Raw genomic sequence first — 15,312 nt, 5'->3', positions numbered from 1 at the left:
AGCGCCAAATTCCCTCGGTCCGGCTCTGACGCCAGCGGCAATTGCGTGTCAGGCTTGACGTCTTCGCACGCCACGCAAAGTAGGCAAGCACCATAAGAGCGAGCAGAAGAAGCAGAACCGGCATGTCAGTGGCATAACCCATCCCGCATCCAACCGAAACACCCCAGCAACCGACGCGGCAGGCGGTGGCGCGCCGCGCGCCCGCGCGGCGCCGGGCCCAACGGGAGGAGGTTTTTCTGCCTAGAAAAATCGACGACAGGCGGGAGCCTTTCCTTAACCCCTCAACCCTGCTCTCAAACCGCGCTGGCGTTTTGAATCAGATCAGGCTGCTCTTCTCATGTCCATGGCATGGGGACCCACGCGGAATGGCTCTGCGTTCGCCAAAACTGCCATCAGGGCATGCAGAAAACACTAGCGCTCACCCGATGATCATATCACCGGCCAATCCCAGGGCGAAGCCGCAGACCGCGCCCAGGGCGGGCGACCAATCTCCATCCACATGCGCCTCGGGCGCGATGTCCTGAAACAGCAGATACAGGATGCCTCCAGCGGCGAAGATCATGATCGCGCCCAGGGTTTCCGGGTCCGTTGACAGAAAATGGAACCCCACAGCGGCGCACAGCGGTCCAAGGGCGGCGAGACCGATGAAAATCAACAAGATTTGCCAGCCCGGCGCCTGACCCCGGGACCAGATCTCTCGAAAGGCCGAAAATCCCTCAGGCAGGTTCTGCAGAAAGATCATCGCCGCGAGCAGCTTGGCCGTGGCCGCCTCGGTTGTCAGCAGCGCCCCAAGGGCCATGGCTTCGGGTAGGAAATCCAGCAGCATCGCGAGCAGCAGTGCCCCGCTGCCACCCGCGCGGGCCAGCAGTTTGTCGACAACGTAGAACCCAAAGCCGCCCGCCAGTAGCAGCGGAATGGCAACGGTCACCGGTAGTGCCTCGGCTCCGCGCGGCACCAGCACCAGTGCCACCGCTGACAACAGCGCGCCACCACCAAAGGCCGTAACAGAATGTATGAGACGGGATTGGATCCGTTTATCCCGCACATGTTCATAGCGCGCCAGCAACCCGCCCAGGGGCATGGCAAGACCGGCGAAAGTGGCCAGAAGCAAGGCATAGGTCAGATTGCTCATGCGCCGATCTAAATCGGAATTTCCCGATTTGCCAAGAACGCAGATCGGCGTGCTTGTCCGGTGCCGTCGCCTGCACGGCGCAGTCTTCGCCTATGGGGCTGTCCGCATCCAGACTGATGCGCTAGCATTTTCTTTGAGAGGAGTATGTCATGAATCCCAAGACTGCGGGGGACACGCCTCCGGGTGACCTGACGCCGCAACCGATACCCAAGGTCAACACGGTGACGGCGGATGATATCAGAGCCGCGCTCAAGTCCGGGTTTTCGGACTTTCTGGCACGCCCGATCCTGAGCGGTTGTTTCGGCGTGTTTTACGCAGCAATTGGCCTTCTGTTTGTTTGGTGTCTGGTCTGGCTAGATCAAACCTGGGTGATCATTCCTGCCATCGCAGGCTTTCCGCTGGTCGCGCCCTTTGCCGCCGCCGGACTGTATGAAATGTCCCGAAAGCAACAAAAGGGTGAGGATTTCGGTTGGGCAGACATCCTTACGGTCGTGGCCAATCAGAGAAAACGCGAGATGGGGTGGATGGCCTTTGTCACTCTGTTCATGTTCTGGATCTGGATCTATCAGATTCGACTGTGGCTGGCGGTCATCCTGAGAGATGCATCGTTTTCCGGGTTTGATGGCTTCCTGAACACCGTGTTTTTCACGCCCGAAGGCTGGGCTTTTCTTGCGGTTGGCACCTGCGCCGGGGCGCTGCTGTCGGCGGCCTTGTTCACTCTGACGGTTGTTGCCATGCCCATGCTGCTCGACCGGGACGTCGACTTCATCACGGCCATGTTGACGTCCATTCGCGTCGTCAAGGACAACCCTGTCGTCATGCTGGGATGGGCGGCGATCATTTCGGTCACGATGTTGGTGTCGCTGGTGCCCGCGTTTCTGGGCCTGATCTTCACCCTGCCGATCCTGGGTCACACTACATGGCATCTCTATCAACGGGCTGTCGAACCAGAAGACAGTTGATCAGACCTAAACGAAAAGGGCCGACCCAATGGGTCGGCCCTGTTAAATTCACTCAACTGCGGCCTTAGACGGCGCGGTCGACCATCATCTTCTTGATCTCGGCGATGGCCTTGGCCGGGTTCAGACCCTTGGGACAGGTTTTGGCGCAGTTCATGATGGTGTGGCAACGATAGAGCTTGAAGGGGTCCTCCAACTCGTCCAGACGCTCGCCCGTAGCCTCGTCCCGGCTGTCGATGATCCAGCGATACGCGTGCAGCAGCGCGGCCGGGCCAAGGTAGCGATCGCCGTTCCACCAGTAGGACGGGCAGGATGTCGAGCAGGATGCGCACATCACGCATTCATAGAGACCATCGAGTTTCTTGCGGTCGTCGATCGACTGCTTCCACTCTTTCGCCGGGCGGTTGGTCTTGGTTTCCAACCACGGCATGATCGAGGCGTGTTGCGCATAGAAATGCGTCAGGTCGGGGATCAGGTCCTTGACCACCGGCATGTGCGGCAGCGGGTAAATCTTCACGTCGCCTTTGATCTCGTCCATGCCGTAGATGCAGGCCAGCGTGTTGATGCCGTCGATATTCATGGCGCAGGATCCGCAGATGCCTTCGCGGCAGGACCGGCGGAAGGTCAGCGTCGGGTCGATCTCGTTCTTGATCTTGATCAGCGCGTCCAGAACCATCGGGCCGCATTGGTCCATGTCCAGGAAATAGGTATCCACGCGCGGGTTCTGACCATCATCGGGGTTCCAGCGGTAGATCTGGAACTTGCGGATGTTGGTCGCCCCTTCGGGTTTCGGCCAGGTCTTGCCCGTGGTGATGCGCGAATTCTTGGGGAGGGTCAGTTGTACCATTTCTCTCTCCTTAGAATGTCCGCGCCTTGGGCGCGATTTTCTTCAGGCTGATGCCGCCTTCGGCTTCGGTCGACAGCGGATCGGTGATCACCGGGCGATAGCTGAGATCGCATTTGGTGCCGGTCTCGTCGATGCGGCTGACGGTGTGGACGCGCCAGTTTTCATCGTCACGCTCGGTGTGATCTTCGTGAGCGTGAGCGCCGCGGCTTTCTTTGCGGGCCTCGGCGCTGACGATTGTGGCAAGCGCCGATGGCATCAGGTTGGTCAGTTCCAGCGTTTCCATCAGATCCGAGTTCCAGACCAGCGATTGGTCGGTGACCTGAACATCGCCCATCTTGCCAGCGATTTCGGTCATGGCCTCAACACCTTCGGCCATGGTCTTGGCGGTGCGGAACACAGCCGCGTCGCGCTGCATGGTTTTCTGCATCTCCAGACGCAGCTCTGCCGTCGGGATCGCGCCTTTGGTGTAGCGCAGGCTGTCGAAGCGTTCGAAGACCTTTTCGACCTTGTCAGCCGAAGCCTGAGGCACAGCAGTGTTCGGGTCGACCACTTCGCCGGCTTTAATGGCCGAGGCACGGCCAAAGACCACAAGGTCAATGAGCGAGTTCGAACCCAGGCGGTTGGCACCGTGCACCGAGGCACAGCCAGCTTCACCCACGGCCATCAGACCAGGGACAATCGCGGTTGGGTCTTCGGCGGTGGGGTTCAGAACCTCACCCCAATAGTTGGTCGGGATGCCGCCCATGTTGTAGTGAACCGTCGGCAGAACCGGGATCGGCTCCTTGGTCACGTCAACACCTGCAAAAATCTTGGCGCTTTCCGAAATACCCGGCAGGCGTTCGGCGAGAGCCTCGGCCGGCAGGTGAGACAGGTTCAGGTGGATGTGATCGCCCTCGCCGCCCACACCGCGACCTTCGCGGATTTCCATGGTCATGGAACGGCTGACATAGTCGCGCGGTGCCAGGTCCTTGTACTGGGGCGCGTAACGCTCCATGAACCGCTCACCTTCGGAGTTGGTCAGGTAACCGCCCTCACCCCGTGCGCCCTCGGTGATCAGGCAGCCCGAGCCATAGATGCCGGTGGGGTGGAACTGCACGAATTCCAGATCCTGCATCGGCAGGCCTGCGCGCATCACCATGCCACCGCCGTCGCCGGTGCAAGTGTGGGCCGAGGTGGCCGAGAAATAAGCACGGCCATAGCCGCCAGTGGCCAGAACGACCATCTTGGCGTTGAAGACATGCATGGTGCCGTCATCCAACTTCCAGCAGACGACACCCTGACATTGGCCGTCATCGCTCATCAGCAGGTCGATGGCGAAGTATTCGATATAGAACTCGGCGTTGTTTTTCAGCGACTGACCATAGAGCGTGTGCAGGATCGCATGGCCGGTCCGGTCGGCGGCGGCACAGGTGCGCTGCACGGCGGGGCCTTCGCCGAATTCGGTGGTGTGGCCACCAAACGGGCGCTGATAAATCTTGCCCTCTTCGGTGCGCGAGAACGGCACGCCGTAGTGTTCCAGTTCATAAACCGCCTTGGGAGCTTCACGCGCCAGATATTCCATCGCGTCGGTGTCGCCCAGCCAGTCCGAGCCTTTGACGGTGTCGTACATGTGCCACTGCCAGTGGTCGGGGCCCATGTTGGACAGCGAGGCGGCGATACCGCCCTGTGCCGCAACCGTGTGCGAGCGGGTCGGGAACACTTTGGTCACGCATGCGGTGCGCAGGCCCTGTTCGGCCATGCCAAGGGTTGCACGCAGACCTGCACCACCTGCGCCTACGACGACGACGTCGTAATCGTGGGTTTCATATTCATATGCTGCTGTCATTGTTCTTGTTCCTTACCGCGCGTCTCAGAGGGCCAGCTTCACAAGGGCAAACAGCCCCGCAACGATGAGCGTGTAGGCAAACGCCTTGGTGGCAACCAGGGTGAGCTTTTCTTTGACGCCGTGGATGTAATCTTCGATCGCCTCGTTCGCCTCGTGCATCAGCTGGGTCAGGCCGACGATCAGCGAAAGCGCGATGATGATCGCGGGGATCGGCTGGCTGTAGTATGCCAGCGCCTCTTCATAGGTGCCGCCCAGGCCCATGCCAAAGGTGATCAGGAACAGCGGTGTGATGACGACCATGATCATCGAACGCACCATCATCTGCCAGTGGCCTTGGGTGCCCGAGCCACCGGCCCCCAGTCCAACTGCACGTTTGCGGTCTGTCAGGTAACGCATGCCATGTCCTCCTTATACGACCAGGATGGTGATCACGGTCAGAACCGTGGCACCAATGAACATGGCGCGGCCCATGTTTTCGGATGTGTTGACGTCCAGGCAATAGCCGAAATCCCAGATCACGTGACGCAGGCGGCCCAGGGTGTGGTACCACAGCGCCCAGATTGCGCCGGTCAGGACCAACTTACCGAACCAGCTGCGCAGCAGGCCGTCGATGACAGCAAAGGCGCTTTCGGACGTTGCCAAGGCCAGCAGCCACCAGACCACGAGGGGGGCGAGCACCAAAAGAGCAAGGCCGGACATCCGCACCATGATCGATGATATGGAGGTCATCTGTGGGCGGTAGATCATAATATGTGGCGAGAGCGGGCGGTTGCCCCGATTGACATCGGCCATGGTGGCTCCTTTCCGGTTGGCTGCGCTTGGTTTTACCCTTTTTTGCCGGTCTGTCACGTAGAAGGGTCGTAAAAAGGCGCGGTTTTTTGGCGCGGCAGCGCAGAAATGCGAAATTGTGATCACGCCAAACCAGTGCGTGATCACAAAACCCCCGAAGTTACATGAATGTTAACGATATCGCAGGCATATGGATGTGATCACGAATCCTGAAATGCGGATTGGAACTGTTGATTGGCTTGAAATCCAAGCGCCCAACACAAGCGCGCAACAAAGGGGCCCCTCCCGCACCCGAGCGTTCCTGGCTTCGCCAGCACCGCTAGCGGCTTTGGGCCGAGCGCCGCGCGGAGCGCGGCGCGTGCCCACTTGGGGCACCTGTTGTGCCCCCCAACCGCCGAGCGCAGCGAGGCCCGGCCCAACGGGAGGAGGTGTTTCGTCAGAAACATCAACGACGGGCGGGAGGGGCCCCTGCTCCAACCTGACTTCAATCCAACACGGCTGTCTGTTGGGTCACTTCGCGCAAGAGCTTCTTTCGGATCCGCTCGGGGTAATCCAGAAACCCGGCGGCCGAGACCACAAAGGCGCCTTCACCTACAATGACGTTTTCAAAGAAATACGCCGTCAGATCCGGTTCGCTTTCCTCGATTGCGATAGCGTTCACCGTGATTCCCGCTGCGCGCAACTCAGGGTGGACAGTGGTGGGCTCGAGACCTTCATTGGAAAACCCATCGCCCGACAGGTCGATCAGGTGGCGTTTGCAGTCCGGCACCTGAGCAAAGGTGTCCATCGTCGCCTGTAACGCCTCGCCAATCGCGGTGGAAAAATTGCGCCAGACCCGGATGTCCTGTTCGACCGCCACGGCAAAAGCATCAATGGCGTCGAAACTGTCGATGCGGGTCCAGGGGATGGTCACCTGCTGACGCGATGCCCCGGTCCATTGCACCAGCATCAAACGGCTGTCACCGCGCACCAGCGCCTCGGAAATGATCGGGTCGCGCAGGGCGTGGGCCAACCCGTTCATCTGGATGCCGTATTCGCGACTGTCGACTGAACCGGACACATCCACGGCCAGCGCCAAGGCCAGGTCACAGGCATGGGTTGGCAGGGTCATGGCCGCAAAGGCCAAGGCAGAGATCGCGGTGCGCCACATGAGACCACCTTACGAGAGGCAGCCGCAAAGTCACGTCACGAACACATCATTTTTTGTCAGGACGATAGGCCAGGATTTCGTTGCGATAAGCACCGTCCTGAATACGAAAGAACGTGTGGCCGATCTCATCGAACCCCTGCCGGGCATAAAAGGCGCGGGCACCTGTGTTCTCGGCGTTCACCATCAACCAGGGGTTGGTTGCGCCCAGGTCGGTGCAAATCTCGAGCCCACATTGCAACAGGGCCTGGCCGATCCCCTGCCCGTGGTGGCGGGGTTGCAGATAGAGCGTGGCAATCTCGACGTCCGAACACCCCCGGACTTCGGCGGGTTTGTCCTCGCTGATGCGGATAAACCCGTCGATTCCCTGCCCGCGTTCCGAGACCACGATATGGTCCTTTGGGTCCGCGATCAGGGCGCCAAAGGCGTCGGGCGTCAGATGCTCGAACACGTAATCGGCAAAGAACCCGGACACACCGTCACGCAGATAGGTGCCGACCCAGACCTCGATGGCGATGGCCGCAAGGCTGGAGGCGTCCTCGGCCCGCGCCGGTCGCAAGCTCATTCGGGGGCCCAGGCGGTCAGGTTGTCGGCAAATTCGGTGCACATGGTGATTTCTCGGACTTGGGGATCGTAAAAGGCGTTGGGTTCGCCACATGGCAGGATTGAGACGGTCAGTTCTGCGGGCAGCCGAAAGTCCTGATTGAGCGCTTCGACCTCGGCTTCGATCACCTGGGCGGTGAAGTCGCCTCCGTCGGTGTCGATCTCGAACTGCCCAGACGGATGCTCTGGGCAGGATGATCTGTCAGGATCTCTTCCAACGCCACCCCCCAGCTGTGGTCCGCTTGATCGTATTCGTCAGGGCAATACTCGGCGCGGTCGGCGGGCAGGCCCAGATCGTCGGCCACGTCGGCGCGCTCATCGGGGTTGGCGCCAAAAAAGATGCAGACAAGATTGAAATAGCGCTGCAGGTCGGGGCCGTGGACGTCCCAATAGGCGGGCAATTCGTTTTCAGCTTCGCGCTGTTCGACCTCTCCCAGAAAACCGAAGGCAGTGCCATATGCCAGATCCACGGCACTTTCTTCTTCATAGAGCGCATCGATCAGAAAGACGGACAAGACGTCGGCCGCATCCTCTTCCTGACCAAAGATCGGCAGGTCGAGCATGTCGATCAGGGCGTGACCAAGCTCGTGATAGAAGATCCCCAAAAGATTGGCCTCGACATAGGCTTGCGTGGCCTCATCCGCGTCGAATGAGAATTCGGCGGTGGCGGGTGCGGTCAACCCAGCCAGCAGGCCAGTGGCCAGGACATAGGACTTGAAGCGTGTCATGGGGCGGACGCTATCACAGCGAAATTAGAATGACAGGGTTTCCATGGGCGCCCATTGGCTGAGCGCAGTCCAACTGTCGGGATCAAAGGCGAACCAGTGCCCGCCGCCGGTCTGGTCCCATGTCCGGTCGATGGGTTTGCCCGCAAGATCGCAATAAAGCAGCGTGCCGACACCGCCGTGACCGCAAAACAGGATGTGGTCATCGAGATGGCTGTTCACCGCACGCCGCACCTCGTCCGCGATGCGGGATTGGGCGTCGATGGCTCGCTCCCAGCCGCGGATGGATTGGTGCGGGGTCGCAAAGAAGGCATCTGCTGCGGTTTCGAACTCCGGTCCTGGCAAGAAGCCGGTGGCCGAGCGGTCGTTTTCGTGCATGCCAGGGCGAACAGTGACGGGCGTGCCAAAGCGTGCAGCCAAGGGCCATGCGGTCTCTAACGCCTTGCGTTCGGCGCTGGAGATGACCTGTATCGGGGATTGCGGCAGTCTAGCCGCAAGCGTCGCAGTCCGTTCCGCGCCTACCGGGGACAAGCCCCAGTCCGGCACGGGGATGGCGGGATCGATCACGACCTCCGCGTGGGTGAGGTAGATCGCGATCCGGCCAGCGTGGGTCATTGCGGCATCAGTGCCCAATAGTCGAGGTCCAGCAGGACGTCCGGCTTGTACTTGCCGTTTTCATCCTTGAGTTCAAACGGCTCACCGCCTTTGGTCGCGACCAGACGCAGGCGGATGGCGCCCACACCCGGTGCGGGCGTGTCGGCCTTGTCCAGCACTTCGGTCCAGGCTTTGACGGTGGTGCCCGCGAAACAGGGGTTGGCATGCGCGCCACCGTTAAGGCCCACGATCATCTGCGCGTTGGCCAGACCGTTGAACGACAGGGCACGCGCCATCGAAATGACATGCCCGCCGTAAATCAGCCGCCCGTCGGGACGGAAGGTCAGGTCGAAATGCACCTTGGCCGTGTTCTGCCACAGGCGCGTGGCGATCATGTGCTCGGCCTCTTCGATGGTGACGCCGTCGACGTGATCGATGGTTTCGCCAATCTCGTAGTCACCCCAGCGGTGAGGTTCACCGGCCAGATCGAAGTTGTAGTTGGAGAAATCCAGACCATCGGGGATGACCAGTTGCTCTGCCGGGACGACCTTGGTCAGGTCCGGCACAACCGTTTCCGGCGCGGGCGCATCGAGGTTGTTTTTGCGCACCATCACCCAACGGACGTATTCCATCACGACCTCATCGCGCTGGTTCAACCCACGGGTGCGGACATAGACAACGCCGGTCTTGCCGTTGGAGTTCTGCTTGAGGCCGATCACCTCAGATTCCGAACGCAGCGTATCGCCAGGATAAACCGGCAGCAGCCAGCGGCCTTCGGCATAACCAAGGTTGGCAACCGCGTTCAACGATACATCGGGGACGGTCTTGCCAAAGACGACGTGGAACGCAGCCAGATCGTCGATAGGGCTGGCGGGCAGACCACTGGCCGAGGCAAAGGCATCAGACGAATAGAGCGCGTGGCGCGCCGGGTAGAGCGCGTGATACAGCGCGCGTTCGCCGCCCGAGACGGTGCGTGGCACGGCGTGGGTCAGGATTTGACCGACAGAATAGTCTTCGAAAAAGCGGCCGGGGTTGGTTTTTGCCATCATTGCTGTCCTAGTTTCATGTCGGGCGCATAGTCGGCGTCGACCTCTTTGGTAACGGCCTGACCGCAGCGCATGACGTTGTTTGCCTGGTCAAATGCATAGGTGGGATCGCCATACAGCTCCCACCCCTTTGCAAGCGCCTCGCTGACCTTGTGGCAGAAGGCGGATGTGTCTTCCTCGGTCAGGAGGCGATAGAGTTTGGCCATGGTGTCAGCTCCTTAGCCGGGGAATGGGGATGGGCCAACCAGCCCGTGGATGTAGCCGATGATGGCCAGCAGCACGATGGATGCGACAAAGAACATAGCGTCCTTGGCCAGCGTGCCAGGTTCGCCCGGCGTCCAGTCGGGTTCGGATTTGTTGATCACGATCACCTCGACCACGGCCCATGCGAGCAAACCACCGAAGAGGATGATCGAGGCCAGATCACCGTTGACCAGCAAGTGCGCCAGCGCCCAGGCCTTGAAGCCCGCCAGCATCGGGTGCCGGACTTTGTTGAGCAGCAGACCCTTTTGGCCAGCGGGGCTCATCATCCAGATCGCGATCAGCACGAGCAGGTTGTTGATGTGCACCATGAAGCTGGGCGGTGCCCAGACATAGATGAAGTCGGTGGCGCGATAACCAATCACCATCAGCACGATCGAGACGACCAGCGCGAGGGCCACCATTCCACGTCCGGCATTGCCCATTGCGGCGCGCTGTTCGGGCATGACCCGCTTGAACAGATGTGGTGCCCACCAAAGGGCCACACCCAAAATCAACAATCCAAAACCCATTGCTTGCTCTCCCGGCTAGCTCGCGCTCTGTCAGGATGCCAGGGCTGCGATTGCTTCTGCTTTTGCCAGAATTTCGCGGGCGGTGGCAACGTGAAGGTTTTCCACGATCTTGCCGTCGACCACGGCGACGCCCTGGCCTGCGGCTTCGGTTTCTTCAAATGCGGTGATCTGGCGGCGGGCCAGGTCGATTTCTGCGTCCGAGGGCGCGAAGGCTTCGTTTGTCACGTCGACCTGTGCCGGGTGGATCAGGGTTTTGCCGTCAAAACCCATGTCGCGGCCCTGTTCGCACTCTGTCCGCAGGCCTTCGTCGTCCTTGAAGGCGTTGTAAACGCCATCAACGATGATCAGCCCTTCGGCCTTGGCCGCGAGCAGGCACAGACCCAGAGAGGTCTGCAGCGGCAGGCGGTCGGGACGGAATCGGGTTTGCAGCTCTTTCGCCAGATCGTTGGTGCCCATGACAAAGCCCTGCATCTGCGGGTGGGCCGCAATCGAGGGCGCGTTCAGCATGCCGCGCGGGGTTTCCATCATCGCCCAGATCGGCAGATCGCCGGTGACTGCGGCCAGCGCGTCCAGATCATCGGTCGAGCCGACCTTGGGCAGCAGCACCACATCGGCGTCCATGTCGGCCACGGCGGCAGCATCATCGCGACCCCAGGGTGTGTCGAACCCGTTGATGCGCACGATTTTGACGCGATCTCCATAGCCGCCTGCGGCCAAGGCCGCCTTGAGCGTCTCGCGCGCATTTTCTTTTTCATCGACCGACACGGCATCTTCGAGGTCAAAGATGATCGCGTCCACAGGCAGGGTTTTGGCCTTTTCCAAAGCGCGCTCTTTCGAGCCGGGAATGTAAAGGACCGAGCGGTAAGGGCGTTGGCGTGCGTCCATGGGGGAAACCTCATGCGAAATAATGTTGCGTGGAAAGGGGCATTTTTAGCCGGAAAGTTCAAGAGGGAATCGCCGCGATGCAGCATAATCACGCAGCGTATGCGTGTGTATACCACGGAAACACCCGGTGCGAACGGTCCGTTAACCTGTTTGCAGCACAGTTGTCGCAGGATTTCCTGCATCAGATCGGAGACGAAACGCCACAAGATCAGATCACCTGACGACAAGAGCGCCCCCTCCGACACTCGTCAAATCAAGGCCGCTTTGCCGCGGCACCGACGGGAGAAGGTCGACTTCGCAGCAAAGGGGAAATGTCATGATGAAGCAAATGTTCAAACTCACGATGGGGCTGGGTGTGATGGTACTGGCCGCCCAAACCGTGAACGCACAAGGCCAGAACTGTGCGCCGCGCCCTGCCGTATTGGAGCGCCTGACCGAGAAATATGGCGAAACACGTCAGAGCATCGGTTTGGCCGCCCAAGGATCGGTGGTCGAGGTGTTCGCCTCGCAAGAGACCGGCAGCTGGACGATCACGGTCACCATGCCCAATGGGCTGACCTGTCTGGTCGCATCGGGACAATCGTTCGAAACCCTGGCCGAGGCCCTGCCCGCCAAAGGGAACGACGCCTGATACCGATCGAGTGGTATCAGGCCAAGGGCCGCTTGCTCTCTCTTTCCCTCAGAGAGCAAGCGGCCTTTTTGTATCAATTCAATGCGTCCCAGATGAGTTTGCCGCCTGTGGCCGAGAGCAGCACATATGTGACGCCAAAAAACAGGCGTTCTGAGACCATATGATGCGCTTTGACGCCCAGCCACGCGCCCAACAGTGCGAAAGGGGCCAGCATCAGGTTGGCCAGCGTGGTTTGCATCGTGAACAGGCCAAGCCAAGCATAGGGGATGAACTTGGCGATATTGATGATCCAGAAAAGCAGAACCGTGGTGGCCTGAAACTGGGTCTTGGTCAGACGTTGGGACAACAGGTAGACAGCCGCCGGGGGCCCCCCTGCGTGGCTAACGAAGCTGGTGAAACCTGCGACGATCCCGGCCAGAACTCCGGCAGAGGCGGGCAAGCGGTGTAAGGCCTTTGGGGGCTTCATCATCTGCCAGGCGACAAAGGCGAGCGAGATGGCCCCGATGAGCAGCCGCAGCACGTCATCATTTGTGACCTGAAACAGCCAGATCCCCAGCACCACCCCCGGCACGCCACCCAAGATCAAAACGCGCGCATCCGGCCAGCTCCACCTGCGCCAATAAGGACGCAAAGTGGCCACGTCGATCAGCATCAAAAGCGGTAGCATCAGGGCCAGCGCCTGCGTCGGCGTCAGGATCAACGCCAGAATCGAAGAGGACGCAAAGGCCACGCCTGAGCCAAAGCCACCCTTGGAAATGCCCGCAAACACCGTTGCCGGGATCGCCACCGCGAAAAACAACAAATTGAATTCCAGCATCCCTGCAGCCCCGATCACCCTTATTCCATTGAACGTTAGCGCACTCGGACCGGGCACAACAGCCTGTATGCGATAGCATGCCGCGCCGCAGAACCCTTGCGCGGTGACGCATTAGCGACTAGCAAACGCGCGATTTTCATTCGGATCGGAGAACTTTCCAATGGCCAGACCCAAAATCGCACTTATTGGTGCAGGGAACATCGGCGGCACACTCGCGCATCTCGCAGCAGTCAAGGAATTGGGCGACGTTGTCCTCTTTGACATCGCAGACGGCCTGCCCCAGGGCAAGGCGCTGGACATCGCCGAATCCGGCCCGTCCGAGGGTTTCGACGCCGCAATGTCGGGCACCAGCGATTACGCTGACATCGCAGGCGCAGACGTCTGCATCGTGACCGCCGGTGTGGCCCGCAAGCCGGGCATGAGCCGCGACGACCTGCTGGGCATCAACCTGAAGGTCATGAAGTCGGTTGGTGAAGGCATCGCCGCCCACGCCCCCGACGCATTCGTCATCTGCATCACCAACCCGCTCGACGCGATGGTCTGGGCTCTGCGTGAATTCTCGGGCCTGCCCCACAACAAGGTCTGCGGCATGGCCGGCGTTCTGGATTCGGCACGTTTCGCGCACTTCCTGTCGGAAGAGTTCGGCGTTTCGATGCGTGACGTGACCGCGTTTGTTCTAGGCGGCCACGGCGACACCATGGTGCCTTCGGTTCGTTATTCGACCGTTGCCGGTATCCCACTGCCCGATCTGGTCGAGATGGGCTGGACCACACAGGACAAGCTGGACGCCATCGTGCAGCGCACCCGTGACGGCGGTGCCGAGATCGTTGGCCTGCTGAAAACCGGTTCGGCCTACTACGCGCCTGCCACTTCGGCGATCGAAATGGCCGAAGCCTATCTGAAAGACCAGAAGCGCGTTCTGCCGTGCGCCGCATATTGCGACGGCGAACTGGGCGTCAAAGGCCTGTATGTTGGTGTCCCGACGGTGATTGGCAAAGGCGGCGTCGAGCGCATCGTCGACATCAAGCTGAACAAAGACGAGCAGGCCGGTTTCGACAACTCGGTCAACGCTGTCAAAGGCCTGATCGAAGCCTGCAAAGGCATCGACGGCTCGCTGGCCTGATCCCAGCACCACGCGACATTTGCCAAGGCCGGGTGCTCTGCGCCCGGCCTTTTGCGTATCTTCGGCGCCCCAGCGGGCGTGTCAGGTGCGCGTGTCGTGGGCAAGCACTGGGCACGAAGCCGAGTAACCCGCTGTGTTTTACCCTTCGGGTTCCAACGCTTTGGCGGCTGAGTCGCGGCTGAGCTGATACCACCGCCGCCGCTCGCTGGGCAGTTCGGCCTCCCAATCTCCGAGCCGCTCGTCAAAGGCCATGATCCGCATGTCGATCCTGTCAGACAGCCCCAGCCGCCGCACCGCCCTGAGCGGGTGGATCGTGCCGTGGCAAATCAAGCCCAGACGATCCAGCCGTTGAATGTCGTCGGGGTGCAGCGTCTTTAACCTTTGATGCAGCTCGAACAGGGCGTCGACTTTGCCCTCGTGTTGGATCACATAATGCAACTGCTCGCCACGCGGTGTCCCCAGCAGATCGTGCCTCCCGCGTTTCGACATCTGATTGAAGTACAGACGCCGCAGTTTCATCACCCAATGCAGCCCGGTCAGACCATCATAGTGATACACATTTACATTCACCGCATAGATGGCCCGCGCCTTGCGCTCCATCCCTTTTGACGACCGGGGCGAATGAATGCCCGGCAGCAGCCCGACACCGGTCCGCATGATCGCCTTGCCGGAACTGTGGCCCGGCAGGCCGCGCCGCAAGAACGGCGAAACGCTGTCGTCCAAGATGCTGTCCTGCTCGGCCCAGCCCCGCGGCACCGGACGCCGAATGACCCCATCGAACAGCCGTTTCTGTGGCTGCGTTCGATCAAAGACACGTTCGGCATTTGGCACCGCAACATAGTCGACCTCGGTCGGGACCGCCCCAAGCAGGGTGGCAAGATCCAGTTCGCATTGCAAAAATTCATCCGCATCCAAATGAGCAAGCCAGTCGAGATCCGTTGTCTCGTAGATCCGCTGCGCGTTGAGGATCTGCCGTTTTTCAATCGCAACGGGCGGCGCGCCATCGACCATGTCCTGCCAATAGGCCTCGTCGCAGTTGATGATCTCGCATTGGGGGTGATCGCCAAACAGATCCCAGACTTCGGGGTTGGGCTGATCAAGGTAAAGTGTGACCCGGCTGGCCCCCAGAACGATATGATGCGCAACAAACGCCGCGATCAGGGGCGTCGGTTCAGCACAGGTGCACACCACGCCCCACGTGGGTCTTTCCGTGCCAGGTGACTTGAAAAACATGTGGGCTTGTCCAACAGAAACCGCGAAAAATACTTAAGCAATTGTTAGCCAACCGGTGCCTAAGATTCAACGATCAGGGGGCACACATTCAATTCAGGCATTTTCTTGTGGCGTTATCAACACTGTCGAAGCCGACTTATGACAGGTCGGTTTCAACACCTTTACGTCAAACTTATCGCGATT

Annotated in this window: 19 protein-coding genes; 3 read left to right on the top strand and 16 right to left on the bottom strand. The window is 60.3% G+C overall.

Annotation, left to right across the window (positions count from 1 at the left end; translation table 11 throughout):
- Positions 1 to 418: 418 nt before the first annotated feature.
- Positions 419 to 1,132, bottom strand: a complete 714-nt coding sequence (locus TRL7639_RS18805; protein ID WP_085797422.1) for a ZIP family metal transporter — start codon at positions 1,130 to 1,132, stop codon at positions 419 to 421.
- A 149-nt stretch (positions 1,133 to 1,281) separates the two neighbouring features.
- Here TRL7639_RS18805 and TRL7639_RS18800 point away from each other — a divergent pair, with 149 nt between their 5' ends.
- Positions 1,282 to 2,094, top strand: a complete 813-nt coding sequence (locus tag TRL7639_RS18800) for a DUF2189 domain-containing protein (RefSeq protein WP_085797421.1) — start codon at positions 1,282 to 1,284, stop codon at positions 2,092 to 2,094.
- A 64-nt stretch (positions 2,095 to 2,158) separates the two neighbouring features.
- Here TRL7639_RS18800 and TRL7639_RS18795 read toward each other — a convergent pair whose 3' ends face one another.
- The 13 genes from TRL7639_RS18795 to TRL7639_RS18735 all read right to left on the bottom strand — a co-directional run bounded on the left by TRL7639_RS18795 (position 2,159) and on the right by TRL7639_RS18735 (position 11,325).
- Positions 2,159 to 2,938: a succinate dehydrogenase iron-sulfur subunit gene (locus TRL7639_RS18795; RefSeq protein WP_085797420.1), complete on the bottom strand. Its 780-nt coding sequence runs from the start codon at positions 2,936 to 2,938 to the stop codon at positions 2,159 to 2,161.
- A gap of 10 nt (positions 2,939 to 2,948) precedes the next feature.
- On the bottom strand, positions 2,949 to 4,763 hold the full coding sequence (gene sdhA / locus TRL7639_RS18790; RefSeq protein WP_085797419.1) for a succinate dehydrogenase flavoprotein subunit: 1,815 nt from the start codon (positions 4,761 to 4,763) through the stop codon (positions 2,949 to 2,951).
- Positions 4,764 to 4,787: 24 nt separating this feature from the next.
- The gene (locus TRL7639_RS18785; RefSeq protein ID WP_085797418.1) at positions 4,788 to 5,159 is read right to left on the bottom strand and encodes a succinate dehydrogenase, hydrophobic membrane anchor protein; all 372 of its coding nucleotides are present in this window, start codon (positions 5,157 to 5,159) and stop codon (positions 4,788 to 4,790) included.
- A 12-nt stretch (positions 5,160 to 5,171) separates the two neighbouring features.
- Positions 5,172 to 5,555, bottom strand: coding sequence for a succinate dehydrogenase, cytochrome b556 subunit (gene sdhC, locus TRL7639_RS18780; protein ID WP_085797417.1), 384 nt, complete (start codon positions 5,553 to 5,555; stop codon positions 5,172 to 5,174).
- Positions 5,556 to 6,036: 481 nt separating this feature from the next.
- A complete protein-coding gene (locus tag TRL7639_RS18770; RefSeq protein WP_085797415.1) occupies positions 6,037 to 6,702 on the bottom strand; it encodes a DUF1194 domain-containing protein in 666 nt (221 codons plus the stop codon).
- Positions 6,703 to 6,748: 46 nt separating this feature from the next.
- On the bottom strand, positions 6,749 to 7,264 hold the full coding sequence (locus tag TRL7639_RS18765; protein WP_085797414.1) for a GNAT family N-acetyltransferase: 516 nt from the start codon (positions 7,262 to 7,264) through the stop codon (positions 6,749 to 6,751).
- Complete coding sequence (locus TRL7639_RS23140; protein ID WP_165759851.1) at positions 7,261 to 7,431, bottom strand: DUF4344 domain-containing metallopeptidase; 171 nt, start codon at positions 7,429 to 7,431, stop codon at positions 7,261 to 7,263. The genes TRL7639_RS18765 and TRL7639_RS23140 overlap by 4 nt, the downstream gene beginning before the upstream one ends.
- Positions 7,428 to 8,030 (bottom strand): DUF4344 domain-containing metallopeptidase, encoded by a 603-nt coding sequence (locus TRL7639_RS18760; protein WP_110647184.1) that lies wholly within the window; start codon positions 8,028 to 8,030, stop codon positions 7,428 to 7,430. Before TRL7639_RS18760 ends, TRL7639_RS23140 begins: the two co-directional genes overlap by 4 nt.
- 24 nt (positions 8,031 to 8,054) lie before the next feature.
- On the bottom strand, positions 8,055 to 8,642 hold the full coding sequence (locus tag TRL7639_RS18755; RefSeq protein ID WP_085797413.1) for a histidine phosphatase family protein: 588 nt from the start codon (positions 8,640 to 8,642) through the stop codon (positions 8,055 to 8,057).
- Entirely contained in the window at positions 8,639 to 9,667 is a 1,029-nt protein-coding gene (locus TRL7639_RS18750; RefSeq protein WP_085797615.1) for a MaoC family dehydratase, read from the bottom strand. The genes TRL7639_RS18755 and TRL7639_RS18750 overlap by 4 nt, the downstream gene beginning before the upstream one ends.
- Positions 9,667 to 9,873, bottom strand: coding sequence for a DUF1737 domain-containing protein (locus tag TRL7639_RS18745; protein WP_085797412.1), 207 nt, complete (start codon positions 9,871 to 9,873; stop codon positions 9,667 to 9,669). Before TRL7639_RS18745 ends, TRL7639_RS18750 begins: the two co-directional genes overlap by 1 nt.
- A gap of 12 nt (positions 9,874 to 9,885) precedes the next feature.
- Positions 9,886 to 10,440, bottom strand: coding sequence for an NnrU family protein (locus tag TRL7639_RS18740; protein ID WP_085797411.1), 555 nt, complete (start codon positions 10,438 to 10,440; stop codon positions 9,886 to 9,888).
- Positions 10,441 to 10,470: 30 nt separating this feature from the next.
- The gene (locus TRL7639_RS18735; RefSeq protein ID WP_085797410.1) at positions 10,471 to 11,325 is read right to left on the bottom strand and encodes an HpcH/HpaI aldolase/citrate lyase family protein; all 855 of its coding nucleotides are present in this window, start codon (positions 11,323 to 11,325) and stop codon (positions 10,471 to 10,473) included.
- A gap of 316 nt (positions 11,326 to 11,641) precedes the next feature.
- On the opposite strand from TRL7639_RS18735, the gene TRL7639_RS18730 reads away from it, so the two are divergent.
- Positions 11,642 to 11,956: a hypothetical protein gene (locus TRL7639_RS18730; RefSeq protein WP_085797409.1), complete on the top strand. Its 315-nt coding sequence runs from the start codon at positions 11,642 to 11,644 to the stop codon at positions 11,954 to 11,956.
- 73 nt (positions 11,957 to 12,029) lie between these two features.
- On the opposite strand, the gene TRL7639_RS18725 is transcribed toward TRL7639_RS18730, so the two are convergent.
- Entirely contained in the window at positions 12,030 to 12,773 is a 744-nt protein-coding gene (locus TRL7639_RS18725; protein WP_085797408.1) for a sulfite exporter TauE/SafE family protein, read from the bottom strand.
- 160 nt (positions 12,774 to 12,933) lie between these two features.
- Here TRL7639_RS18725 and mdh point away from each other — a divergent pair, with 160 nt between their 5' ends.
- Positions 12,934 to 13,896, top strand: a complete 963-nt coding sequence (gene mdh / locus TRL7639_RS18720) for a malate dehydrogenase (protein ID WP_085797407.1) — start codon at positions 12,934 to 12,936, stop codon at positions 13,894 to 13,896.
- A gap of 138 nt (positions 13,897 to 14,034) precedes the next feature.
- On the opposite strand, the gene TRL7639_RS18715 is transcribed toward mdh, so the two are convergent.
- A complete protein-coding gene (locus TRL7639_RS18715) occupies positions 14,035 to 15,129 on the bottom strand; it encodes a glycosyltransferase family 2 protein (RefSeq protein WP_085797406.1) in 1,095 nt (364 codons plus the stop codon).
- Positions 15,130 to 15,312 lie beyond the last annotated feature (183 nt).

It is taken from the genome of Falsiruegeria litorea R37 (genome assembly GCF_900172225.1).
In the GTDB taxonomy this organism is placed as follows: Bacteria; Pseudomonadota; Alphaproteobacteria; order Rhodobacterales; family Rhodobacteraceae; genus Falsiruegeria; species Falsiruegeria litorea.
This window is presented reverse-complemented; position numbering and strand designations above follow the sequence as displayed.